Genomic DNA, 21970 nt, shown 5'->3' on the forward strand with positions numbered 1-21970 from the left:
CGCGAGACCTGCTGGCTCAGCGCGCAGGGGATCGCCGGGTCGGCTCGGCTCGCGCGGCTCTGCCGGGTCACCGCGCCCCGGCCTGTCGGCTCAGCGCGCCCGGGCCCCCGATGCGGCGTGGGCGTGCCGCCGAGGCAGCGTGCGCGGGCCCGTCCGGTCAGCCGAGGTCCTCGAGAGCCTCCGCGAAGTCCAGGCCGGGGATCTCCGACACCGCCGGTGCCGTGATCCGGGTGGCGAAGTCGTCGCGCCGGTGCCCGGCGTCCGGGTCGTGCACGTCGTCGTGGACGACGACCCACACCGTGACCTCGCCGCGCGCGTCGTCCCGTACGCCCCAGTCGTCGGCGAGAGCGGTGATGATGTTCAGCCCGCGGCCGCCGTGTGCCGTGACCGAAGGGGTCGCCGGTGCCGGACGGGTCGGTCCGCCGCCGTCCGTGACCTCCACGACGAGCCTGCCGCCCGCGTCCACCTGCCACGCGGCGCGTACATCGCCGTCCCCGGCCAGGGCGTCGCCCAGCGGACGGCCGTGTTTGCACGCGTTGCTCAAGAGCTCGGAAAGAACCAGTACGGCGTCGTCGATGACCGATTCCGCGACACCCCCGCTGCGCAACTGCTCCCGCATCCGGTGCCTTGCTTTCCCCACGCCCGCAGGGCCATGGGGAACGGCCATGCTCGACGACGTGGGCACTTCCTGTGCCACCACCAACGCCACCCCCGAGACCTCCTTCGCCCCACGCCACCGTGTGGATGCCCCTCTGGCCTGGACCGGAAACCGGCCGGTCGCCGCCCAGTGACGCATTCGACACGGTCGAACACGTACCGAACGCGCCGGAGCACTCCCCGTAACAGCATGGCTGGATTTCGTCGGTGTGGCCGAGACTGGAGAATGCGGTAGACGGGCCGCCGGGTCAAGTGTGCGGACGAGGGTTCACGGGTGGATCACGGACGAGCCACGCATGAACCACGGACGAGCCACGCATGAACCACGGACGAGCCACGCATGAACCACGGACGAGCCACGCATGAACCACGGACGGATCAGCGGCCCAGGTGGTCCAGCACCGCGCGGGGTCGGTTGGTGATGATGGCGTCGACGCCCAGTTCGGCGCAGAGGTCCACGTCCTCGGCCTCGTTCACGGTCCACACGTGCACCTGGTGACCGGCCCGCTTCAGGCGCTCGATGTAGGCGGGGTGGTTCCGTACGATCCGGATCGAGGGACCGGCGATCCGGACACCCGCGGGCAGCCGGCCGTCCCGCAGCCGGGGCGAGACGAACTGCATCAGATAGACGGTCGGCAGGGTCGGCGACGCGGCCCGCACCCGGTGCAGCGAGCGGGCCGAGAAACTCATCACGCGCACCGGGGACTCGGCGGTCGAGGCCGGGGCGTCGAGTCCGAACCGCTTCAGGAGTATCAGCAGCCGCTCCTCCACCTGTCCCGCCCACCGCGTGGGGTGCTTGGTCTCGATGGCCAGTTCCACCCGCCGCCCCGCGTCGGACACCAACTGGAGCAGCCGCTCCAGGGTCAGTACGGAGGTCTCCTCCCGGTCCTCGGGCCGGTGCTCCCAGTCGGGCTGCTCGTCGCGGGTCCGCCAGAACTCCCGCGTTCTGCGGGCGCCGAAGTCGAGCGCGGCCAGATCGGCCAGCTCCAGCGCCGACACCGCGCCGCGGCCGTTGGACGTACGGTTGACACGCCAGTCGTGGACACAGACGAGATGGCCGTCGGCGGTCAGGCGCACATCGCACTCGAGGGCGTCCGCCCCGTCCTCGATAGCCTTCCGGTACGCGGCCAGGGTGTGTTCGGGTGCCTCCTCGGAGGCTCCCCGGTGGGCGACGACCTGGATCCGGTGCTGTCGTGCGTGGGTCACCGCGTCATGGTGCCACGGGCGGGTAGACGTGCCATCGGAGTCATTGGCCGAGCGTCCGTTTAGTCTTGGATAACCCATATAAGGGCCGACCGTGGACCCACAGCAACCGCTTATGGTGCTCTGACGGCCCGTGGGAAAAGCTGATGGCATACGAAAACACTGCACATCCGCGTCGTGCCGGACCGTGGAGCAGCGCGTCAGCGCGCTGAGCGCGACGAGTGTGAAGTGTGACCGACAAACAGCCGTGGAACGAGGAGAGAAGCTGTGAGCACCGAGAACGAGGGCACCGCGGTACCCCCGGCCCCGTCCGCGCCTCCCGTGCCGGTGGAATCTCCCACAGCCCCCGCCCAGTCGGCCGCGCCGCACCCGGACCAGCCGTCACACCCGGACCAGCCGTCGTCCCCGGACCAGCCGCCGTCCCTCGCGTCGCACCCGGACCAGCCGTCGTCCCCCGCGCCCTCGGGACCGCCACAGCACCACGGCTTCGGACAGGCCCCCACGCCGCAGCACGCCACTCCCCAGGGCACGGCCCCGTCCCACGGCGCGGGTCCCGCCCCCGGCCCGGCCGCGCCGCAGGGGTACTCCGCCCCCGACGCCTCCTGGCCGCCGCCCCCGCCGCCGGGCACCCCCTCGTACGGAGGCGGTGGCGGAGGTGGTGACGGCTCCGGCGGCTGGGGATCCTCGTACCAGCCGCCCGCGCCGAAGTCGGGCCGCGGCCGTGGTGGTGTGGTCGCCGCGTTCCTGATCGCCGCGCTGGTCGCGGGCGGCCTGGGTGGCGGCCTCGGCTACACCCTGGCCAAGAACAACGACGGGTCCGGCTCCACGACGGTCTCCGCCTCCGACACCGGCGGTTCCGTCAAGCGTGATGCGGGCACGGTCGCCGGCGTGGCGGCCGAGGCGCTGCCCAGCACGGTCACCATCCAGGCCGAGGGCAGCAACGGCGAGGGCGGCACCGGTACCGGGTTCGTCTTCGACAAGCAGGGTCACATCGTCACCAACAACCACGTGGTGGCCGAGGCGGTCGACGGCGGCAAGCTCAGCGCGACGTTCCCCAACGGCAAGAAGTACGCCGCCGAGGTGGTCGGCCACGCACAGGGCTACGACGTGGCGGTCATCAAGCTGGACAACGCCCCCTCGGACCTGAACCCGCTGCCCCTGGGCAACTCCGACAAGGTAGCCGTAGGTGACTCCACGATCGCCATCGGCGCCCCCTTCGGCCTGTCCAACACGGTGACGACGGGCATCATCAGCGCCAAGAACCGCCCCGTGGCCTCCAGTGACGGCAGTGGCGGCAGCAAGGCGTCCTACATGAGCGCCCTGCAGACCGACGCGTCGATCAACCCGGGCAACTCCGGCGGTCCGCTGCTGGACGCCCAGGGCAACGTCATCGGGATCAACTCCGCGATCCAGTCCACGAGCAACGGCGGCTTCGGCACCGGCCAGGCCGGCTCGATCGGCCTGGGCTTCGCCATCCCCATCAACCAGGCCGAGTTCGTCGCCAAGCAGTTGATCAAGACCGGCAAGCCGGTGTACGCGAAGATCGGCGCCTCCGTCTCCCTGGAGGAGACGACGAACGGCGCCAAGCTCACCGAGCAGGGGGTGGGCGGCTCCGAGCCCGTCGAACCAGGCGGCCCGGCCGCCGACGCGGGCCTCAAGCCCGGCGACGTCATCACCAAGCTCGACGACCGCGTGATCGACAGCGGCCCGACCCTGATCGGCGAGATCTGGACCCACAAGCCGGGCGACGAGGTCACGGTCACCTACGAGCGCGCCGGCAAGGAGCGCACGACCGAACTCACCCTGGGCTCCAAGATCGGCGACGACTGACCCGCGTACTCCCGCGCCGACCCGCTACCCTTGTCCCGCGCCGTCGATCACGACCGGCGTGTGGGTGGGTTGCCCGAGCGGCCTAAGGGAACGGTCTTGAAAACCGTCGTGGCGCAAGTCACCGTGGGTTCAAATCCCACACCCACCGCGGTGATGAACGGCCCCTGACCAGGTGTTGTGGTCAGGGGCCGTCGTCCTCGCGGGGTCCGTGCGCGGGCTACGCTGTGGTCGCCCCGGGTGCTGACAAGCTTGGGGACACGGGCCGGTGTTCTCGCTGTCCACCCCTGCTTTCGGCGGGGCCGCCGCGGTGCGGGGGAGCACTGGTGCCATGGGCCCGCCGTGCTCCGCTCGGTCAGTCGAGTTCCGGCTCGGCCAGTGGGTCTCTCTGGCCGTGCTGGTGGGGGAAGCCGCGGGCCGGAGGGAGCCTGGCCGGGCGGGCGACGGGTTTCGGTCCGGGGGCGTCTGGGACCCCGTCGACCATCGTGATCAGTGCCGTCAGGGGGTTGAGGATCTCCGCGGGGTCGTAGATGACCGCGGTCTGCAGGTTCATCAACGCCGTCTCGAGATCCTGGTCCCCCACTCTGTTGGCCACCTCGATCAGGCGGTCCAGGTGGTCCTTGACCAACCCGATGTCCCCCGGGGGCTCGAGCCCGGCCTCCTCCGACCTGAGCGCGTTGACGATGTCGACGAGCTCGTGGAGTTCCGGCCCGTCGCCGCCGGGGCGTTGCCCGGTCGCCTCCTCGGACCATGTCACGTACCGGAGGAGCCAGATGGAGAGCGTGGACAGCCAGGCGCGGGTCTGACGCCGAGCGGCCTTCATCTGTTCGCTGAGTCCCCCGAAGCCACCACTGGTGACCTCGGCGACCGCCGTGGACGCGGCGGCGAGACCGCCCATGGTGAGCGAGCCGGAGAGCTCCTGGCTGAATCCCACGTCGAACAGGAGGGTGGAGGCCAGACCGGCACCGGCCGACCGCGCCACCACCATGAGCCGTCGGTGGGCGGCCGCCTCCTGGGTCCAGGTGCGGTCCTGGTGGATCTCCGCCGCCATGTTCTCGCGGAGCCGGTTCATTCCGTCGGGCAGGTCGTGGCTCAGGAGCAGTCCGGACGTCTTCGCCACCACCCTGGCGGCGAACAGGCGGGCGCGGTCGTCTCCTGACGGGAATCTCGCGTAGTCCAGGGCCGCGTCGCCCTCTTCGGTCCGCGCGGCGGCCTGCGCCCAGTCGCGCAGCCGCTCGTAGTAGGTGTGTCTGGCAGGCCCCTCGTGGCGCGGGTAGCGGACGCCGTGGGTGATCTTCTCCCGGAACCAGCGTGCCCACTTGTTGAGAAGGCCGCCCCGCGCCTCCATGGGAACGGCGATCGTGTCGAGGATCTCGCACAGGCGCCGCGCGGCCTCGTTGACCCGGGGTGGTGTCGGTTGGTCCGGGTCGTCGTGGAACAGCAGGGCGCTCACCACGGCTTGGTACTGCAGGTACTGGAACCAGCGGCGCTGTTTGAAGACGCGCCAGAGAAACCAACCGGTACGGGCCGCGCTCGTCCCTGCCCGACTGGCTGAGGTGATGTCGGTCACAGTGGAAGGCTACCGGTCCGCCGGCGGCGGAAGAGACCCTTCTGTCCCGTTGGTCAGACCCGGTGGCGGGCCTGAACCGCAGCGTGGACGGGCTTTCCGCATCCCGGGTACGCCGGCGCGCGATGGCTGGAAGGGAGTGCGGGGCTGGTTCACAGGACCAGGGCCGATCGTAAGGAGTAGCGCTTTTGCGCAGGTCGGAGGTGCTGCCTCGGCCGCTGGCGGTATGCCGTTGGAGGGTGGCACTACTGCCACTGGGAGGTGGGGTGGCGGCGCGTTACGTTCGGGGCGCACCCGGCACAGGCCGGACTTCTCGCTTACGAAGGGCCCGCCCATGCACGCCCAGATCGTCCTGTTCGACGGCTTCGATCCGCTCGATGTCATCGCCCCGTACGAGGTGCTGTGCGCCGGCGGCACCGCCTCCCCGGGCGCGGTGACCGCTGAACTGGTCTCCGCTGAAGGGCCGCGGGAGGTGGTCAGCGGTACGAACGGGCTGGTGCTGCGTGCCACCGCCGCCCTCGATCCCGGCCGCCCCGGCCTGATCCTGCTCCCCGGGGCGTCGGGGCGCGTCGGGGAACCCGGCGAGGACCACGGGGGCGACGCGGGGGCGGCCGGGCAGGGACAGCGGGACGAGTCCATCCCGGTGCTGCTGGGCCGCACCCTCACCACCGAGCTGCCGGTGCTGCTGAAGGCGGCGATGGGAAATCCCGACGTGACCGTCGGCGCGGTCTGCGGCGGCTCGCTCGTCCTGGCCATGGCCGGCCTGCTGGAGGGACGCCACGCCACCACGCACCACTTGGGCCTGGACATGCTCGACGCCACCGGCGTCCACGCGGTGAGCGCCCGCGTCGTCGACGACGGCGACCTCGTCACCGGCGCCGGCGTCACCTCCGGACTGGATCTGGGCCTGTACCTGCTGGAACGCGAGGTGGGCCCTCGCATCGCCCATGCCGTCGAGGAGCTGTTCGCCCATGAGCGCCGCGGCACCGTCTGGCGCGACAAGGGGCCGGAGCCCGCCCGGTTCTGACCCGACGGCCTCCTCTCTGTTCTCTCCTCTCTTCTTCTCCTTCTCCTTCTCACCCTCACTCTGCTCGCATCACACGACGTCAGGAAGCGCATCGGCATGTCCGTCGAAGGAATCTGGGATCTGTCCATGTCCACCCCCATCGGCAGGATCACGGCCGTCGCCGAGTTCCGGCGCGAGGACGGTGTCCTCGTCGGGACCGCCCACGGGGCGGGCGAGGAAGTACCGCTCGGCGATGTCGTCCTCGACGGCGACCGGCTCACCTGGAGGCAGGCCATCACCAAACCGGTGCGCCTGAACCTGGTCTTCGACGTGACGGTCGACGGCGACAGCCTCGCGGGGAGCTCCAAGGCGGGACGGCTGCCCGCCTCCAAGGTCAGCGGCGAGCGCCGGGCCCTACGGGCGGGTGGCCGGTCGGATTGATCGGGGGACTGGTCCTAGAGTTCGAAGTCCTTAGCCAGCGCAGCCCAGTCGACGTCCCGCAGCGGGGCTTGGGTGTCGCAGGGGCCCGGGACGGCCGTGGTGGGCTGGAACCAGATGACGGTCAGTCCGGAGCGATAGCGCACCGGGTCGTTGGACGGGTCGAGGACGGTGGAGGAGAAGCGGCCCACGCAGGCCACGCGCGGCAGTAGCTCGACGGGGCCGAAGGCGCCCGCGTACTGGTGCGGGTACTCGCGAGGTGGCGGCACGAGGTGCACCGGTGTGGTGGGGGACATCTGCTCGGCGGTGTGCAGGAGGGCCTTGACGCGCAGGTCGTTGACCGGGCGGCAGGGGTAGTCCTCCAGCAGGCCGCCGTACGTCGGTGTGAGCCGCAGCTCGGCGAGCTCGACGCTGCGGCCGCAGGACAGGACGACCCGGGTCAGCGCCATGGTCGGCACTCTGGAGCGGTCGTGCATGAGGGGCTTTCGGCTTTCGGCTCTCGGGTTTCGTGCCGAGGGGGCCGGGGCGGGTTCCGGGGCGAGGACCGGGGGCGGGGTGAGGGACGGGGCGGTGATCTCGCGTCACGTCTGGCGGGTGGGTCAGGGATGGTGGCCGGTCATGCGGGCCGCTGACGCGATCGTGGCGCGGGCCTCGCGTTCGCTCAGCCCGGTGTTGAGGGCCGCCTCCACCAGGGGGTCCACCAGGGCGGGGCCGATGCCGTCCTCGTAGGCGCGGCAGGCGGCCCAGAACAGGCGGGTGTTGCGCTGGCCCTCGTGGGCGGCGAGGACGAACTGCACGAGCCCCTGACCGTGCCCTCCCGCCGGAGCGAGGGCCGACTGGTGTGTGCGCGGCGGCGGGAGCAGGAGGCGCAGGAGGGCGGGCGGGCAGGCCGCGGGGGCGAGGTGGGCCGTGCCGGGCGCGGCGGTGTACGCGCCGTGCCGGGTGCGGGACCCGGGGCCCACCAGGTAGCCGCCGGCGCCGCGGATGTCGATGCCGGGGGCGAGGCGGCCGGCCGAGTTGGGGACGACGCGGTCGGGCGGGCCGCTCAGCCAGAGGTGGCGCCCTCCGCTCGGGGTCAGTACGACGACGGTGGGCGGGATCGTGAACAGGTGGCGCAGGGCGAGTTCGCGCAGGGCGGCCGAGGAGTCCGCCTCCGGCTTCGTGTCCAGGTCGACGCCGATCAGGTGGTGCGGCGGCAGACCGCAGGCGATCCCGTAGCCCGTCGCCCAGGGTGCGGCGGCGAACAGTTCGCGGATGCGGGCGGGGTCGGTGGAGGCGTCGTAGACCCCGTGGCCGAAGCGGCCGCACTCGCCGTGGCAGGGGGACGGTGCCGGGTCGTCGCGGTGGGGCGAGCGCAGGGCCGGGAGCTTCGTCCGGGACAGGGGGATGACGGCCAGCCCGCGTTCGGCGGCTGACAGTGCGTGTGCGAGGGCCAGCGTCGTGGCCTGCCGGTCGGTGGTGGCCATGACTCTATTTTCGTACGCACGTTCGAAAAAGGGAAGGGTGGGTGCGTGCGACGCGCCGGGGAGGGGTGCTGCGCGGAAAAAGTGCGGGAACGCTTCACCTCTTGCGGCGCTTGGGGTGGAGCTGTCCGCACTGTCCTGAGCTGGGACGGAAGGGGAGCAAAGGGGTTTATCGACTTGTCATCACGCTTGAGGGCGAATCATGGCTTCCAGGGTGGTTCGCCGGGGATTCGGTGGGCAATTCTGATCACGCGACGTCGTGCACAGCGTCGAGGCGGTCGGCCGACTGCCTTGGCGAACGCTCCACTTCAGCCCTATCGCAGCTCCACTTCACGTACTTCTCGCGTTGTCGGCCGCAGGCCGGTGCGCACTTGTTCTGGAGGAACAACATGGCAAGCATCCGTACCGCCCGCGTCGTTGCCGCCGTCGCCGCCCTCCCACTCGCCGCCGCCCTCTTCGGCGGCGCGGCGACGGCGGACAACGGTGCCATCGCGGACGGCGGATCGAACGCGACCGCTTCGGAGGCCTTCGCCGGCGTCATCGGCAGCGGTGTCGGCGACGACAACAACGGCAACTCGTCGACCACGCAGCAGCAGGCGGTCGGCTCGGGGGCCTCGAACCAGAGCAACACCGCGCAGGTCGACGGCTCCGCGTTCACGGCGATCAATCAGGGCAACGAGAACGTGGCCGTCAGCTTCACCCCGCTGTGGTGGTGAGCTGAGGGACCGGCGCGGGTGCGCTCCCGCGCCGGTCCCTCGGTCTTCGTGCGGGTGTGCTTCATGGGGTCGCAAGGCGCCTGGGCGGCGGTACTCCGGTATCGCCGCCCAGGCGTTTTCGCGTCGGGGAGGCGTCGGGCGGCAGCCGGGGGAGGCGTCGGGCGGCAGCCGAGGCAGGCCTTGGGCAGCCGTCAGGGGAGGTCTCGGGCGGCAGTCGAGGCAGGCCTTGGGCAGCCGTCGGGGGAGGTCTCGGGTCGCCGTCGGGGGAAGCCTCGGGCTGCCGTCGGGGGAGGTCGCGGGCAGCCTCCGGGGTGAGGCCTCGGGCGACCCCCCAGGGGCGAACCCGCAGGCCCGCTCCTCGCCTCGTCCACCTACAGGAGGTGCAGCCGGCACCACCCCTACAACCTGAGGCGGACTCTGCTTCGGCACCTACGGCCGATCCGCCGGACGCCCCCTCGCTCATAGCGTTGAGTCATGACCGCACCTGTCTGCACCAGCGCTTCGAACGCCGCCACAGCCATGGCCACGGCAAGGGCGCAGACCTTCCCGTATCCGTCGTTCTCGTCGTATGTGAAGGCCCGCCAGCCGGTGCTGCTGCGTACCGCCCGGTCGCTGACCGCGAACCCGAGCGACGCCGAGGACCTGCTGCAGACCGCGCTCACCAAGACGTACGTGGCCTGGGAGCGCATCGAGGACCACCGGGCGCTGGACGGTTATGTGCGCCGGGCGCTGCTGAACACCCGGACGTCGCAGTGGCGCAAGCGCAAGGTCGACGAGTTCGCCTGCGACGAGCTGCCGGAGCCGGAGCACGTACCCGCCGGCGACGACCCGGCGGAGCGGCAGGCCCTGCACGACGCGATGTGGCGGGCGATCATGAAGCTGCCCGCCCGGCAGCGTGCGATGGTCGTCCTCAGGTACTACGAGGACCTCAGTGAGGCCCAGACGGCCGAAGTGCTCGGAGTTTCCGTGGGCACGGTGAAGTCGGCGGTGTCCCGGGCGCTCGGCAAGCTCCGTGACGACCCTGAGCTGGGGATCGTCCGGTGACGAACCGGTCCGCGGAGCGTCGGCGGGTGCCCCTGTCGGACACTTCGCCGGGCAGACCGCACTGATCGATCACCCGGGAGTAGTGACATACCGCGCGGTATGTGCGCAGAATCAGCGCAACCCTTGCCGCCGCGTAGGCAATGTCGCCCCGGGAGGACACCGTGCTGAGCACGATGCAGGACGTACCGCTGCTGATATCGAGGATCCTGACCCACGGATCGACGATCCACGGCAGCTCCCAGGTGACCACCTGGACCGGTGAGGACGAGCCGCACCGCCGCTCCTTCGCCGAGATCGGCGCCCGCGCCGCGCAACTGGCGCACGCCCTGCGCGAGGACCTCGGCGTCCAGGGCGACGAACGCGTCGCGACTCTCGCCTGGAACAACGCGGAGCATGTCGAGGCCTACTTCGCGATCCCGTCCATGGGCGCGATCCTGCACACCCTCAATCTCCGCCTCCCGCCCGAGCAGCTCGTCTGGATCGTGAACCACGCGGCCGACCGCGTCGTCATCGCCAACGGTTCGCTGCTGCCGCTGCTCGCCCCGCTGCTGCCGCACCTGAAGTCGGTCGAGCACGTCGTCGTCACCGGCCCGGGCGACCGCTCCCTGCTGGCCGAGGCGTCCGTCCGGGTGCACGAGTACGAGGACCTGATCGCCGGGAAGCCGACCGCGTACGACTGGCCCGAGCTGGACGAGCGGGCCGCCGCCGCCATGTGCTACACCTCCGGCACCACCGGCGACCCCAAGGGCGTGGTCTACAGCCACCGCTCCATCTACCTGCACTCCATGCAGGTCAACATGGCGCAGTCGATGGGCCTGACCGACGAGGACACCTCGCTGGTCGTGGTCCCGCAGTTCCACGTCAACGCGTGGGGGCTGCCGCACGCCACCTTCATGACCGGCGTGAACATGCTGATGCCGGACCGCTTCCTCCAGCCGGCCCCGCTCGCCGAGATGATCGAGAGCGAGAAGCCGACGCACGCCGCCGCCGTCCCCACCATCTGGCAGGGCCTGCTCGCCGAGCTGACCGCCAAGCCCCGGGACGTCTCGTCCCTCACCCAGGTCACCATCGGCGGCTCCGCCTGCCCGCCCTCACTGATGGAGGCGTTCGACGCGCTCGGCATGCGGGTCTGCCACGCCTGGGGCATGACGGAGACCTCCCCGCTCGGCACCATCGCCCGCCCGCCGGCCCACGCGGTCGGCACGCCGGAGGAGTTCGCCTACCGTCTCACCCAGGGCCGCTTCCCGGCCGGTGTCGAGGCCCGCCTCACCGGCCCCGGCGGCGAGCGCCTGCCCTGGGACGGCGAGTCCGCCGGTGAGCTGGAGGTCCGCGGCAACTGGATCGCCGCCGCCTACTACAACGGCCCCGGCGCCGAGCCGCTGCGCCCCGCCGACAAGTTCAGCGAGGACGGCTGGCTGAAGACCGGCGACGTCGGCACCATCTCCCCCGACGGCTTCCTCACCCTCACCGACCGCGCCAAGGACGTCATCAAGTCCGGCGGCGAGTGGATCTCCTCCGTCGAGCTGGAGAACGCCCTGATGTCCCACCCGGACGTCGCCGAGGCCGCCGTGGTCGCCGTCCCCGACGACAAGTGGGGCGAGCGTCCACTGGCCACCGTCGTCCTCAAGGAGGGCGCGAGCGTCGGCTTCGAGGAGCTGCGCGTCTTCCTCGCCGAGGACGGCAAGATCGCCAAGTGGCAGCTCCCGGAGCGCTGGACGGTCATCGAGGCGGTGCCGAAGACGAGCGTGGGCAAGTTCGACAAGAAGGTGCTGCGCAGGCAGTACGCCGACGGCGGGCTGGACATCACGCGGCTCTGAGCGACGCGGCCGACGGCAACAGACGCGATCGACGCGATCGACGCGATCGACGCGACCGGCGCGACCGGCGCGACCGGCACAACGGCACAACGGCACAACCGACGCTCGTACGCCGGGCGGAGCCCCCCGCCCGGCGTACGAGCAACCGGCCTCCGCGCACACCGTTCCTACCGCTTACCGCTTACCGCTTACCGCTTACCGCTTACCGCTTACCGCTTACGGGTTCACGGTTTACCGCTTACGGTTTACCGCTTCGCACGGCCGTCGCCGCCCACCCCAGTACCAGCCACGCCCCCGCCACCGCGCAGACCCCGCCCCAGCCCCAGTGGCCGTAGGCGGGCCCCGCGAGGGCCGAGGCCAGGGCGCCGCCCGCGAAGCCGGACACGACGTACGCCGTGTTGGCGGTGGCCGGAGCGGAGGTGGTGGTCAGGGCGAGGGTCTGGTTGGCGACGTGGGAGGCGACCAGGGCGGCGTGCACCAGCACCGCCGCCGCGCACAGGGCGGCCATCGCCTGCCCGCCCAGCCAGAACAGCGGCACCGACACGGCGGCGAGCAGGTAAGCGGACCGTACGACCTTCGCGGCGCCGAACCGGTCGACCAGGCCGCCCGCGAGCGGCGCGACGACACTCGCCGCGAGCCCGAAAAGGCCGAACAGCCCGGCCGCGGCGGTGGTCATGCCGTACCCCTCGTCCCCGGCCAGGAGCAGCGCCAGCGAGGTCCACAGGGCGCTCCAGGCGCCGTACATCCCCGCCTGGCGCACGCAGGCGCGCCACAGGTCCGGCGAACGGCGCACCACACCGGGCAGTGCGGCGAGCCCGGCGAACAGCGAGCCCGCACGACGCCGCCGCTGCGCGGGCAGTATGTACGCGGTCGCCAGGCCCAGTACGGCGGTCAGGACGGCCGCGCCCACGAACACCACGCGCCAGCCGAAGGCCTGCCCGACCAGCCCGCCGAGCACACGGGCCGCCACCACTCCGGTGAACAGGCCGGCGATGACGGCCGCCACGTGCCGGGCCCGGCGGCCGGCGGGCGCGCGCTCGGCGACCAGCGGGACCAAAAGCTGCGGTACGACGGTCGCGGCCGAGGCGATCAGGACGGCGCCCGCGAGCGCGCCGGTCCCGCCCGACGCGGCGCCGGCGACCAGGGCCGCCGCGGCGACCAGTGCGAGGACGGCGACGAGGCGGCGCCGGTTCACGTTGTCCCCGAGCGGGGCGAAGAAGAGCAGACCGGCCGCGTACCCGAACTGCGCGACCGAGGCGAGCCAGGCGACCGCCGAAGGGGTGGAGCCGAAGTCGCGGGCGATGAGGGGAAGCAGCGGGGCCGCGAGGTAGATGTTGGCCGCCGTGACGGCGGTGCAGACGGCGATCAGGGGGAGGAAGAGGCGGGAGGAGGCGGACGGCTCCTGTCGCAGCGGGCGCGCGGTGCGGTCCGCGCTCCGGGACGCGGCCGGCGAGGCTGCTGACGGTGACGGCATGGGCGGGGCGACCCCTTCGAGTACGCACTAGCAACTAACTGGTTGGTTGGAACCAACCCGGGGAGTCTCGTCCGCATTCCCGGCCCTGTCAACCAACCAGTTGGTTACAGCGTCCGTCCGGCTACCCTGTCCCCATGGCAGCAAGGGACCCCGAGGCCACCAAGGCCCGGATCTTCGAGGCCGCGGTCGCCGAATTCGCCCGCTACGGCATCGCGGGCGCCCGCATCGACCGCATCGCGGCCGAGGCCAGGGCCAACAAGCAGCTCATCTACGCCTACTACGGCAACAAGAGCGAGCTGTTCGCCTCGGTCCTCGAGAAGAAGATGCTCGACCTCGCGATCTCCGTCCCCTTCGACCCGGACGACGTCGAGGGCTGGGTCGACCGCCTGCTGGACTATCACGCCGCCCACCCCGAGCTGCTGCGCCTCCTCTTCTGGGAGGGCATGGAGTACGGCACCGCCGAGCTGCCCCACGAGGCCGAACGCCAGGATCACTACGCCCGCAAGGTCGCCGCCGTGCGGGACGGCCAGGCACGCGGCGTGATCACCGACGCCATCCCGGCGCCCGACCTCCTCTTCCTGCTGGTCGCGATGACCAACTGGGCGTCCGTCGTGCCGCAGATGAAGCGCATCCTGGTCGGCGGTGAGGACACCGACGCCGACCGCCTGCGCGCCTCGATCAAGACGGCGGCGCGCAGGATCGTCGACGGGTAGCGCGGGAGCGCCGGAGCGTCAGTTGGTTCCGATCCGGGAGAGCAGTTCGACGATCCGGGACTGCACCTCGCCGCTCGTGGAACGCTCCGCCAGGAACAGCACCGTCTCGCCCGAGGCCAGCCGAGGCAGGTCGGCCTGGTCGACGGCGGCGGTGTAGACGACGAGCGGGGTGCGGTTGAGCTGCCCGTTCGCGCGCAGCCAGTCGATGATCCCGGCGTACCCGGCCTGCCCCCGCCGCACCTGCATCAGGTCCATCACGACCAGGTTCGGCCGGAACTGCCCGGCCAGCGCCACCGCGTCCGCGTCGCTCGCCGCCCGCGCCACCTGCATCCCGCGCCGCTCCAGCGTCGCGGTGAGCGCCAGCGCGATCTCCGCGTGCTCCTCGATCAGCAGTACGCGCGGCGGGTGCTGCTCGCTGTCCCGGGGCGCGAGCGCCTTCAGCAGCACGGCGGGATCGGCACCGTAGGCGGCATCGCGCGAGGCCTGTCCGAGCCCGGCCGTGACCAGCACCGGCACCTCCGCGGCGACCGCGGCCTGCCGCAGCGACTGGAGCGCCGTACGGGTGATCGGCCCGGTCAGCGGGTCCACGAACAGCGCGGCGGGGAACGCCGCGATCTGTGCGTCGACCTCCTCGCGCGAGTGCACGATCACCGGCCGGTAGCCGCGGTCGCTGAGCGCCTGCTGGGTGGAGACGTCCGGCGCGGGCCACACCAGCAGCCGGCGCGGGTTGTCCAGCGGCTCCGGGGGCAGTTCGTCGTCCATCGGCTGCGGGCGCGGCGGATCGGCCACCTCCACGGCCCCGCCGGGCCCGTCCAGCGGCTCGGGTCCTTCGGCGGCGTTCTTGTCCGGCGCCCCTATGGCGTACGACCGCCCGGCGCCCTCGGTGACCGGCGCGCGCCGGGACTGACCGCCGCCCAACGACGGCTGCTCCTGGGCCTGGCCCTGCGGCTGGCCCTGGCCCTGCGGCTGGCCCTGGCCCTGCGGCTGGGCTTGGGGCTGGGCCTGGGGCTTCGGCTGCGCGGCGGCGGTGGGCGGCTGCTCGGCCGGCGGATGCGGGCGGGCCGACTGGTCCGCCCGGGTGGCGGCCGGGTCGGGCGGTGTACCCAGCTTGCGGCGCCGGCCCGAACCGCCCGGCTGATGCGGGGCGGGCGTGGCCGACGGCTGCTGCACCTGGACCGCCTGCCGGTTGAACGGGACACCCTGGCCCAGCGTCCGCACGCTGATCGCCCGTCCCTGCGTCGAGTTCGGGTCGGCGGGCGCGGACGCCTCGGCGGGCAGCGGCTGCGCCGCGCGCGGGGCGGGCACGTTCTCGGGCGGCAGTGGGGTGCCCTGGCTCGGTGTGGTGGCGGGGACGCCCTGCGGGGGCGTCGGGGCCGGGGGCGTGGCAGGGGCGGGTCCGGTGTCGCCGGGGGCGTTCGCCGGGGCGGGGCCGGTGACGCCGCCCGGCGGTACCGGGACGCCGGCGCCCGTGGCGTCCGCGGCGGCGGGCCACGGCTGCGGGGCGGGCTGACCGGCCGCAGCGGGCTGCGCGGCGTCGGTGGCGGACCCGCCGGGCTGGGGCGCCTCGGGGCCGGCGGCAGGCGCGGTCGCGGGCTCGGACGCCGGTGCGGCCTGCGCGGGCACGCCCTGACCTGCGGTGTTCTGCGTGGCCATGTTCCGCGCGGCGGTGTCCTGCGGAGGAGGGACGGGGGCTCCCTGCACGGGCGCCCCCTGCACGGGCGCCCCCTGCACGGGCGCCCCCTGCGTCGGTCCGGCCTGCACTAGTCCGGCCTGCACTAGTCCGGCCTGCGCTGGACCGGCCTGCGCTGGACCGGCCTGCGCTGGACCGGCCTGCGCTGGGCCGCCCTGTGTCGCACCGCCCTGTGGCGGATCGTTTTGCGCCGGTGCGCCCTGCGCAGGTCCCGGTACCGCTTCGTCGGCCTGCCGGGCGGCGGCACCGGCCCGGCGGCGCCGTCCCGTGGGCGCCTCGGCCGGGTGCGGCTGCGGCGGGGTGTGGTCCTCGGCCTGGTCGTGCGGTACGGCGTCGTGCCGGCCGTCGTCGAGCAGGGCGTCCCCGGAAGCGGCCGGGCCGGGCACCTGGACCTGCCCGGTGGGCGCCGTCACGGGCGCTTCGGTGCCGGGCGCGCCGTGGGGCCGGGGCCTGTTGCCGTGAGGTTGCGGCGTGTCGTGCGGCTGGGGCGTGTTGTGGGGCTGGGGCGGGTTGCCGTGCGGCTGGGGCGCGCCGTGGGGCTGGGGCGGGTTGCCGTGCGGCTGGGGCGCGCCGTGGGGCTGGGGCCTGTTGCCGTGAGGTTGCGGCGTGCCGTGGGGCTGGGGCGCGCTGCCTTGCGGCTGCGGTGTCCCATGGGACTGGGGCATGCCGTGAGCCTGCGGCATCTCGTGCGACTGGGGCACACCCTGTGACTGCGGCGTCCCGTGCGGCTGTGGCGGCCCAAGTGGCTGAGGTGTCGGCGTCCCGTGCGGCTCCGCCGATCCGTCGGACGGCCGGTCCGCGTCGGCGGGCGGCAGCGCGAAGACCTGGCGCGGGGCCGACTCCTGTGCGGCGGCGCGCTCGTTCGCGGAGGCCAGGGCGCGGCGCCGGCGCCCGGTCGGCTCGGACCCGTCGTCCGGGTCCGACTCGCCGGCCTGCGCGGGCAGGGCCGGAGGCAGCGCCTGCTGCTCACCACCGTCGCGCCGGGCGCGTCGGCCGCTGGGGGCGGGCACACCCTGCGGCGGTACGGTCCCGCCGAGCCCGGTGTTGGAGGCCGCGGCCCCTCCGCCGTGCTCGCCGGCCATGACGACGGCACCCTCGGACACTCCGGCGAGCAGCCCCGGGGGCAGGCCCTCGACCGCGGCACCGGCGGCCTCCGCGGGGCGCCCGCGTCGGCGCCCGGTACCGCCGGACCCCTCGCCCGGCGACGCCTGCGCGGGAACCGGGAGCGGGGCGGACGCCTGGACCTGCTCCTGCGGTCCCCGGCCCTGGCCCCCCTGATGCTCCTGGGCCTGGGCCGCACGCCGCCTGCGTCGCCCGGTCGGGGCGGCACTGCCGGCTTCGGCCCCGGCGGCGGGACCGTCGGCGCTCTCGCCCACCGCGCCCGCGACCTCGCTCTCCAGGAACGCGTCGACGGACGCCCGCCGAGCACGCCGCCGCCCGCCACCGGGGGCCGGCTCCTGGACGGCCAGGGCACTGCCCGCACCCGCCGCACCCTCGGACCCGGCGGACTGGGTCTGCGCCTGTGCCTGTGCCTGTGCCGGATCCGGAGCCTGGGCCTCAACGGCCCCCGCCCCACCACCGATCGGCACCTCCAGCACGTACGCGCTGCCGCTCATGCCGGGCACCTCGTGCGTCTGCAGCACGCCACCGTGCGCCCGCACGATCCCCCGCACGATCGGCTCGTGCACCGGGTCTCCCCCGGTGTACGGACCGCGCACCTCGATGCGTACGACCTCGCCGCGCTGTGCCGCCGCGACCACGACGGTGTTGTCCAGGTAGCCGCCCGTCGCCGACACGGGCGAGTTGCCGGTGGCGTCGACGCCCGCCACGTCCGCGACGAGATGCGCGAGCGCGGTCGCCAGCAGCCGGGCGTCGACCTCGGCCTCGATGGGCGGCGCGTGCACGGCGAACTGCACGCGTCCCGGACCGATCAGTTCCACGGCCCCGTCGACACCGGCGGCGACGACGGCGTCGAGCATCACCTTGGTGCGGGAGACGTTCTCGTTGCCGACGTCGAGGCGCTGGTAGCCGAGGACGTTGTCGATGAGGGTGGTGATGCGCGAGTAACCGGCCGACAGGTGGTGCAGCACCTGATTGGCCTCGGGCCACAGCTGCCCGGCGTCGTCCGCGGCCAGCGCGGCGAGCTCCTGCCGCAGTTCGTCCAGGGGCCCGCGCAGGGAACCCCCGAGGAGGGTGAGCAGTTGCTCGTGCCGGGCGGCGATCGCCTCGTAGCGGTCCTTCTCCCGCTCACCGAGCGCGGCGTAGCGGTCGGCGTCCGCGGCGATCTCCTCCGCGTGCTGCTCCCGCAGTTCCTCCAGCTCGGCCACGTGCTGCTGACGCAGCGCGGTCAGCTCGGAGGCGTGCTCCTCGGCGAGCCGCTCCAGCTCCTCGGCGTGCCGCTGCTCCGCCTCCTCGTGCTCCTTGACCAGCGCGTCGTAGGGGCGCCGGTCGGTGAAGGTCATCACGGCGCCGACGAGCTGGTCGCCGTCGCGCACGGGGGCGGTCGTCAGGTCGACCGGTAGCTGGTCGCCGCTCTTGGCGAAGACCACCTGCCCGCGCACCCGGTGCTTGCGGCCCGAGCGCAGGGTGTCGGCGAGCGGGGACTCGTCGTAGGGGAAGGGCGAGCCGTCGGCCCGCGAGTGCAGGATGAGGGTGTGCAGCTCGCGGCCGCCGAGGTCACTGGCCCGGTAACCCAGTATCTGGGCGGCCGCCGGGTTGACGAGGACGATCCGCCCGTCGGTGTCGGTGCCGACGACGCCCTCGGACGCGGCCCGCAGGATCATCTCGGTCTGCCGCTGCGAACGCGCCAGCTCGGCCTCGGTGTCGACGGTGCCGGAGAGGTCGCGGACGACGAGCATCAGCAGTTCGTCGCCGGTGTAGCCGTAGTTGTCGTAGGCCTGCTGGCCGGTCTCCAGGTTGGCGCTGGTGACCTCGACCGGGAACTCGGTCCCGTCGGTGCGCCGGGCGACCATCCGCGTCGGCTTGGTGCGCGCCCGCGGGTCGATGTGGTCGGGCCGCCGCATGGAGCCGGGGATGAGCCGCGAGTCGAACTGCGGCAGCAGATCGAGCAGTCCGCGCCCGACCAGCGCGGTGCCCGGAGTCTCGAAGGCCTCCAGCGCGATGGTGTTGGCGTTGACCACGGTGCCGTTGGCGTTGACCAGTACCAACGCGTCCGGCAGCGCGTCCAGTATGGCTGCGAGGCGAGCAGCGCCTCGGGATGGCCTGCTGCTCACGAGACGCTTCCCTCCTGTTACCGCACTTGCCGACCGCCTGGGCCATCTTGCCAATCGGCCCGCAGCGTGTCACGCGAGGGAGTCTAAGGGTTGGGGCCCGGCGGGCGGCGCGGGATGGGACGGAGGTCGCACGAGGAAGTGACGTAGAACGTGTGACCGGGTGCCCGCGCACCGCCTTCCCGGACCCGTGCCGGACCGACCTCCGGTCGCCGTCGGACGCAACGCCCAGGCTCCGCCGGACGCATCTCCCGTGGGCCGTCGGACGTACGCGTCGGACGTACGTCCGTGGGCCGTCGGACGTACGTCCCTGGGCCGTCGGACGAGGCGCCCGGGGGTGTCGCCGACGCGTGGCCCGCTCGCCGCCGGGTGGGCCCCCCGGGCGCCGCACCGGACCGTCTGCGACCTACGACCGTCCCGGCGCCCGCGGCCCCACGTCGGGCAGCAGCGGCACCATGCGGTCCCAGCGGGAGATCTCGCAACCGTCGCCGCGGTCGTACGTCACGTCGACGGGGCGCCCGGCCCAGGTGCCCGTGACATGCGCGGTGGCGGGACCGCCGTACTGCATGGTGCAGACGCTGCCCTCCGGGACGGGGGCGAAGGCGTCCTGCCCCCACCGCGTGTCGCGCTCGACGACGGCACAGGCGCCGGCCGGGTCGGGGTGGCTGCCGCCGTGGGGGTGGCAGTACAGCTCGTACGTGCCGTCCGCCTCCGGGCCGGCGTCCCGGACGGTGACCGTCAGGTGATCGGCGCCCGGTGCCCCGGTACCGGCGGCCGCGGCCGGGTGCGCGGCGGACAGGGAGGCGAGGGAGGCGAGGGACAGGGCGGCGGCGCCGAGGAGGCGGGCGGCGGGGAGGCGGGTGACCTGGAACATGACCTGACTAACGCGCCGGCCTGCCGGACGTTGCGCGACCGGGCCGTAAGGGCTTTGCCCTGTGGCCTGCCCGCCTAGTACCGTAGGGGTCGATTGGTGACAGCGCGCTCAACTGTGTCATCATCGGCACGCGCCACTCGCGCTCACACGCGAGAGGTGATGTTGTCTGGAGGCGTCGCCTAGTCCGGTCTATGGCGCCGCACTGCTAATGCGGTTTGGGTTTTAAAGCCCATCGAGGGTTCAAATCCCTCCGCCTCCGCACGGATCATCGAAGCCCCGGCCCAATGGGCCGGGGCTTCGATGCTGTCCGGGTCTCTCCTGGCCTCTCCGGGCCTCGGGCCTCTCGGGGTCTCTACGAGCTCCATAGCTCGTTTCCGCAGGTCACAAGGGGTGTGGCCAATGGATTTCACATGACGGCGGCAGTCATGTAATGTTCTTCCTGTCGCCGCGAGCGGGCCGAAAGGACCGGGAGCGGCGGTAAAACTGAAGAAGACAAGCACTCGTAGCTTAACGGATAGAGCATCTGACTACGGATCAGAAGGTTGCAGGTTCGAATCCTGCCGAGTGCACAGCAGCAGAGGCCCCGTCGAGATGATCGACGGGGCCTCTGGCGTTCCACCGTCGGGGTGATCGCCGTTCGCAACTGTGTCTAGGGTGTGGCCATGTTGCGAGGACGCGTCTTCATATCCATCCGGATATCCATCCGGCCGAGCCTCGACGGAGGACGCCGGTGAACAAGCCGCTGAGGGCTGTGGCGATCTTCTGCGGGCTGCTGGTGCTCGGCCTGCTGATCCGCGCGAACTGGCTGCAGTACGTCCGGGCGCCGGAGCTCGCCTCCGACACGAAGAACCGGCGGGTGCAGATCGAGCAGTTCGCCACCCCGCGCGGAGACATCATCGTCGGCGGCCGGGCCGTCACCGGGTCCGCCGAGACGGAGGGCACCGACCTCAAGTTCAAGCGCACCTACGCCGACGGGCCGATGTACGCGCCGGTGACGGGCTACGCGTCGCAGGCCCAGGGCATGACGCTGCTGGAGAAGACCTACGACGGCATCCTGACCGGCAAGGACGACCGGCTGGCGTTCCAGCGGTTCGCCGACGTCGTCAGCGGCGAGGGCCGGCGGGCCGGGGCCGTGGTCACCACCATCGACCCGAAGGCGCAGAAGGCCGCCTGGAAGGGGCTGACCGATCTGAAGGGCGCGCGGGGCGCGGTGGTCGCGCTGGACCCGGCGACCGGGAAGGTGCTGGCCCTGGTGTCGGCGCCGTCCTACGACCCGTCGACGTTCGCGGGCGGCACCTTCAAGGAGTCCGACCGCTTCGTGGCGCTCGACAAGGACAAGCGCAAGCCGCTGGCCAACCGCGCGCTGCGGGAGACCTACCCGCCGGGATCCACCTTCAAGATCCTCACCGCGGCCGCCGCGCTGGAGCACGGTGCCGTCACCGACATCGACGCCCGCACGGACGCCGTCTCCCCGTACCCCCTGCCGCAGTCCACGAACAAGATCGGCAGTGAGGCCGGCGACGGGGTCTGCGACAAGGCCTCGATGAAGGTCGCGATGCAGTACTCGTGCAACAACGTCTTCCTGGACGCCGCGGCCGAGCTGGGGCAGGACAAGATGCGGGAGACGGCCGAGAAGTTCGGGTTCAACGAGAACGTCTACTCCGACGACTTCGGCGACCTGCTCGCCACCAAGAGCCTCTACCCCGAGAACCTCGACCTGCCCGGCACCGCGCTCACCGGCATGGGCCAGGGCAGCCTCACCAGTACGCCGATGCAGATGGCCATGGTCACCGCCGGGCTGGCCAACGACGGCAAGGTGATGCAGCCCTACATCGTCGACGAGGTCAAGGGACCGGACCTGGGCACCCTGGAGAAGACCGAGCCCGCGGTGATGAGCGAGGCGGTCTCCGCCGAGACCGCGCAGAAGGTCCAGCAGATGATGGAGTTCACCGCCAAGGAGGGCAGCGCCCGCCGCGCCCAGATCGAAGGCATCACCGTCGGCGGCAAGACCGGTACCGCGCAGCGCGGTGTCGACGTGAACGACAAGGTGCCCTACGGCTGGTTCGTCTCCTACGGCAAGAAGACGGACGGGTCCTCCGTCGCCGTGGCCGTCTTCATCGACCCGACCGACATGGACATCTCCCGCGAGGACATCTCCGGTGGCGGTCTCGGCGCGCCCATCGCCAAGAGCGTCATGGAGGCGGTGCTGAAGCAGTGACGCCGACGCCGACGCCGACGCCGACGCCGACGC

Annotated in this window: 17 protein-coding genes and 3 tRNA genes; 12 read left to right on the forward strand and 8 right to left on the reverse strand. The window is 72.4% G+C overall.

The genetic code is table 11. The annotated features are described in order from the left end of the window. Positions 1-157 precede the first annotated feature (157 nt). Positions 158-709: an ATP-binding protein gene (locus tag B1H29_RS19005; protein WP_234393204.1), complete on the reverse strand. Its 552-nt coding sequence runs from the start codon at positions 707-709 to the stop codon at positions 158-160. Between B1H29_RS19005 and B1H29_RS39870 the strand changes: the two genes are divergently transcribed. Then, on the forward strand, positions 666-791 hold the full coding sequence (locus tag B1H29_RS39870) for a hypothetical protein (protein ID WP_267892016.1): 126 nt from the start codon (positions 666-668) through the stop codon (positions 789-791). The two genes, B1H29_RS19005 and B1H29_RS39870, sit on opposite strands and share 44 nt — an antisense overlap. Positions 792-1035: 244 nt before the next feature. On the opposite strand, the gene B1H29_RS19010 is transcribed toward B1H29_RS39870, so the two are convergent. Beyond that, positions 1036-1863, reverse strand: coding sequence for a glycerophosphodiester phosphodiesterase (locus B1H29_RS19010; RefSeq protein WP_055422062.1), 828 nt, complete (start codon positions 1861-1863; stop codon positions 1036-1038). 264 nt (positions 1864-2127) lie between these two features. Between B1H29_RS19010 and B1H29_RS19015 the strand changes: the two genes are divergently transcribed. Together B1H29_RS19015 and B1H29_RS19020 are read left to right on the forward strand one after the other, a co-directional pair. Continuing rightward, positions 2128-3690: a S1C family serine protease gene (locus tag B1H29_RS19015; protein WP_055422061.1), complete on the forward strand. Its 1563-nt coding sequence runs from the start codon at positions 2128-2130 to the stop codon at positions 3688-3690. A gap of 63 nt (positions 3691-3753) precedes the next feature. Further along, positions 3754-3838 (forward strand) — tRNA-Ser (locus B1H29_RS19020). 204 nt (positions 3839-4042) lie between these two features. On the opposite strand, the gene B1H29_RS19025 is transcribed toward B1H29_RS19020, so the two are convergent. After that, the gene (locus B1H29_RS19025; protein ID WP_055422060.1) at positions 4043-5257 is read right to left on the reverse strand and encodes a hypothetical protein; all 1215 of its coding nucleotides are present in this window, start codon (positions 5255-5257) and stop codon (positions 4043-4045) included. A gap of 331 nt (positions 5258-5588) precedes the next feature. On the opposite strand from B1H29_RS19025, the gene B1H29_RS19030 reads away from it, so the two are divergent. Next, entirely contained in the window at positions 5589-6281 is a 693-nt protein-coding gene (locus B1H29_RS19030; protein ID WP_055422059.1) for a DJ-1/PfpI family protein, read from the forward strand. Between the two features lie 96 nt (positions 6282-6377). Further along, complete coding sequence (locus B1H29_RS19035; protein ID WP_055422058.1) at positions 6378-6701, forward strand: hypothetical protein; 324 nt, start codon at positions 6378-6380, stop codon at positions 6699-6701. A 14-nt stretch (positions 6702-6715) separates the two neighbouring features. Here B1H29_RS19035 and B1H29_RS19040 read toward each other — a convergent pair whose 3' ends face one another. Together B1H29_RS19040 and B1H29_RS19045 are read right to left on the reverse strand one after the other, a co-directional pair. Then, the gene (locus B1H29_RS19040) at positions 6716-7174 is read right to left on the reverse strand and encodes a hypothetical protein (protein WP_055422057.1); all 459 of its coding nucleotides are present in this window, start codon (positions 7172-7174) and stop codon (positions 6716-6718) included. Between the two features lie 123 nt (positions 7175-7297). Beyond that, positions 7298-8164 (reverse strand): bifunctional DNA primase/polymerase, encoded by an 867-nt coding sequence (locus B1H29_RS19045; RefSeq protein WP_055422056.1) that lies wholly within the window; start codon positions 8162-8164, stop codon positions 7298-7300. A gap of 386 nt (positions 8165-8550) precedes the next feature. Here B1H29_RS19045 and B1H29_RS19050 point away from each other — a divergent pair, with 386 nt between their 5' ends. From B1H29_RS19050 to B1H29_RS19065, 3 genes are all read left to right on the forward strand, one after another. Next, on the forward strand, positions 8551-8877 hold the full coding sequence (locus B1H29_RS19050; RefSeq protein ID WP_055422055.1) for a hypothetical protein: 327 nt from the start codon (positions 8551-8553) through the stop codon (positions 8875-8877). A 474-nt stretch (positions 8878-9351) separates the two neighbouring features. Continuing rightward, a complete protein-coding gene (locus tag B1H29_RS19060) occupies positions 9352-9921 on the forward strand; it encodes a SigE family RNA polymerase sigma factor (RefSeq protein WP_055422054.1) in 570 nt (189 codons plus the stop codon). A 140-nt stretch (positions 9922-10061) separates the two neighbouring features. Further along, a complete protein-coding gene (locus B1H29_RS19065) occupies positions 10062-11738 on the forward strand; it encodes a long-chain fatty acid--CoA ligase (protein WP_055422053.1) in 1677 nt (558 codons plus the stop codon). A gap of 238 nt (positions 11739-11976) precedes the next feature. Here B1H29_RS19065 and B1H29_RS19070 read toward each other — a convergent pair whose 3' ends face one another. Further along, complete coding sequence (locus B1H29_RS19070) at positions 11977-13212, reverse strand: MFS transporter (RefSeq protein ID WP_055422052.1); 1236 nt, start codon at positions 13210-13212, stop codon at positions 11977-11979. Positions 13213-13346: 134 nt separating this feature from the next. Between B1H29_RS19070 and B1H29_RS19075 the strand changes: the two genes are divergently transcribed. Then, on the forward strand, positions 13347-13925 hold the full coding sequence (locus B1H29_RS19075; RefSeq protein WP_055422051.1) for a TetR family transcriptional regulator: 579 nt from the start codon (positions 13347-13349) through the stop codon (positions 13923-13925). Positions 13926-13943: 18 nt separating this feature from the next. Here B1H29_RS19075 and B1H29_RS19080 read toward each other — a convergent pair whose 3' ends face one another. Together B1H29_RS19080 and B1H29_RS19085 are read right to left on the reverse strand one after the other, a co-directional pair. Further along, positions 13944-18848 carry a PAS domain-containing protein gene (locus B1H29_RS19080; RefSeq protein ID WP_079160311.1) on the reverse strand — a complete coding sequence of 1635 codons (4905 nt, stop codon included), beginning with the start codon at positions 18846-18848 and terminating at the stop codon, positions 13944-13946. 403 nt (positions 18849-19251) lie between these two features. Then, positions 19252-19719 carry an SSI family serine proteinase inhibitor gene (locus B1H29_RS19085; protein ID WP_055422049.1) on the reverse strand — a complete coding sequence of 156 codons (468 nt, stop codon included), beginning with the start codon at positions 19717-19719 and terminating at the stop codon, positions 19252-19254. A gap of 168 nt (positions 19720-19887) precedes the next feature. Here B1H29_RS19085 and B1H29_RS19090 point away from each other — a divergent pair. The 3 genes from B1H29_RS19090 to B1H29_RS19100 all read left to right on the forward strand — a co-directional run bounded on the left by B1H29_RS19090 (position 19888) and on the right by B1H29_RS19100 (position 21937). Next, positions 19888-19978 (forward strand) — tRNA-Ser (locus B1H29_RS19090). 237 nt (positions 19979-20215) lie between these two features. Beyond that, positions 20216-20288: transfer RNA gene (locus tag B1H29_RS19095), tRNA-Arg, on the forward strand. A gap of 161 nt (positions 20289-20449) precedes the next feature. After that, complete coding sequence (locus tag B1H29_RS19100; RefSeq protein ID WP_055422048.1) at positions 20450-21937, forward strand: peptidoglycan D,D-transpeptidase FtsI family protein; 1488 nt, start codon at positions 20450-20452, stop codon at positions 21935-21937. Positions 21938-21970: the final 33 nt, after the last annotated feature.

The sequence above is a fragment of the Streptomyces pactum genome (assembly GCF_002005225.1).
In the GTDB taxonomy this organism is placed as follows: Bacteria; Actinomycetota; Actinomycetes; order Streptomycetales; family Streptomycetaceae; genus Streptomyces; species Streptomyces pactum_A.

What these genes read in the sequence shown, in the direction of transcription:
- B1H29_RS19030 (WP_055422059.1), top strand. Translation starts at nt 5,589, where the DNA reads ATGCACGCCCAGATCGTCCTGTTCGACGGCTTCGATCCGCTCGATGTC.
- B1H29_RS19035 (WP_055422058.1), top strand. Translation starts at nt 6,378, where the DNA reads ATGTCCGTCGAAGGAATCTGGGATCTGTCCATGTCCACCCCCATCGGC.
- B1H29_RS19040 (WP_055422057.1), bottom strand. Translation starts at nt 7,174, where the DNA reads ATGCACGACCGCTCCAGAGTGCCGACCATGGCGCTGACCCGGGTCGTC.
- B1H29_RS19065 (WP_055422053.1), top strand. Translation starts at nt 10,062, where the DNA reads ATGTCGCCCCGGGAGGACACCGTGCTGAGCACGATGCAGGACGTACCG.
- B1H29_RS19070 (WP_055422052.1), bottom strand. Translation starts at nt 13,212, where the DNA reads ATGCCGTCACCGTCAGCAGCCTCGCCGGCCGCGTCCCGGAGCGCGGAC.
- B1H29_RS19085 (WP_055422049.1), bottom strand. Translation starts at nt 19,719, where the DNA reads ATGTTCCAGGTCACCCGCCTCCCCGCCGCCCGCCTCCTCGGCGCCGCC.
- B1H29_RS19050 (WP_055422055.1), top strand. Translation starts at nt 8,551, where the DNA reads ATGGCAAGCATCCGTACCGCCCGCGTCGTTGCCGCCGTCGCCGCCCTC.
- B1H29_RS39870 (WP_267892016.1), top strand. Translation starts at nt 666, where the DNA reads ATGCTCGACGACGTGGGCACTTCCTGTGCCACCACCAACGCCACCCCC.
- B1H29_RS19045 (WP_055422056.1), bottom strand. Translation starts at nt 8,164, where the DNA reads ATGGCCACCACCGACCGGCAGGCCACGACGCTGGCCCTCGCACACGCA.
- B1H29_RS19060 (WP_055422054.1), top strand. Translation starts at nt 9,352, where the DNA reads ATGACCGCACCTGTCTGCACCAGCGCTTCGAACGCCGCCACAGCCATG.
- B1H29_RS19075 (WP_055422051.1), top strand. Translation starts at nt 13,347, where the DNA reads ATGGCAGCAAGGGACCCCGAGGCCACCAAGGCCCGGATCTTCGAGGCC.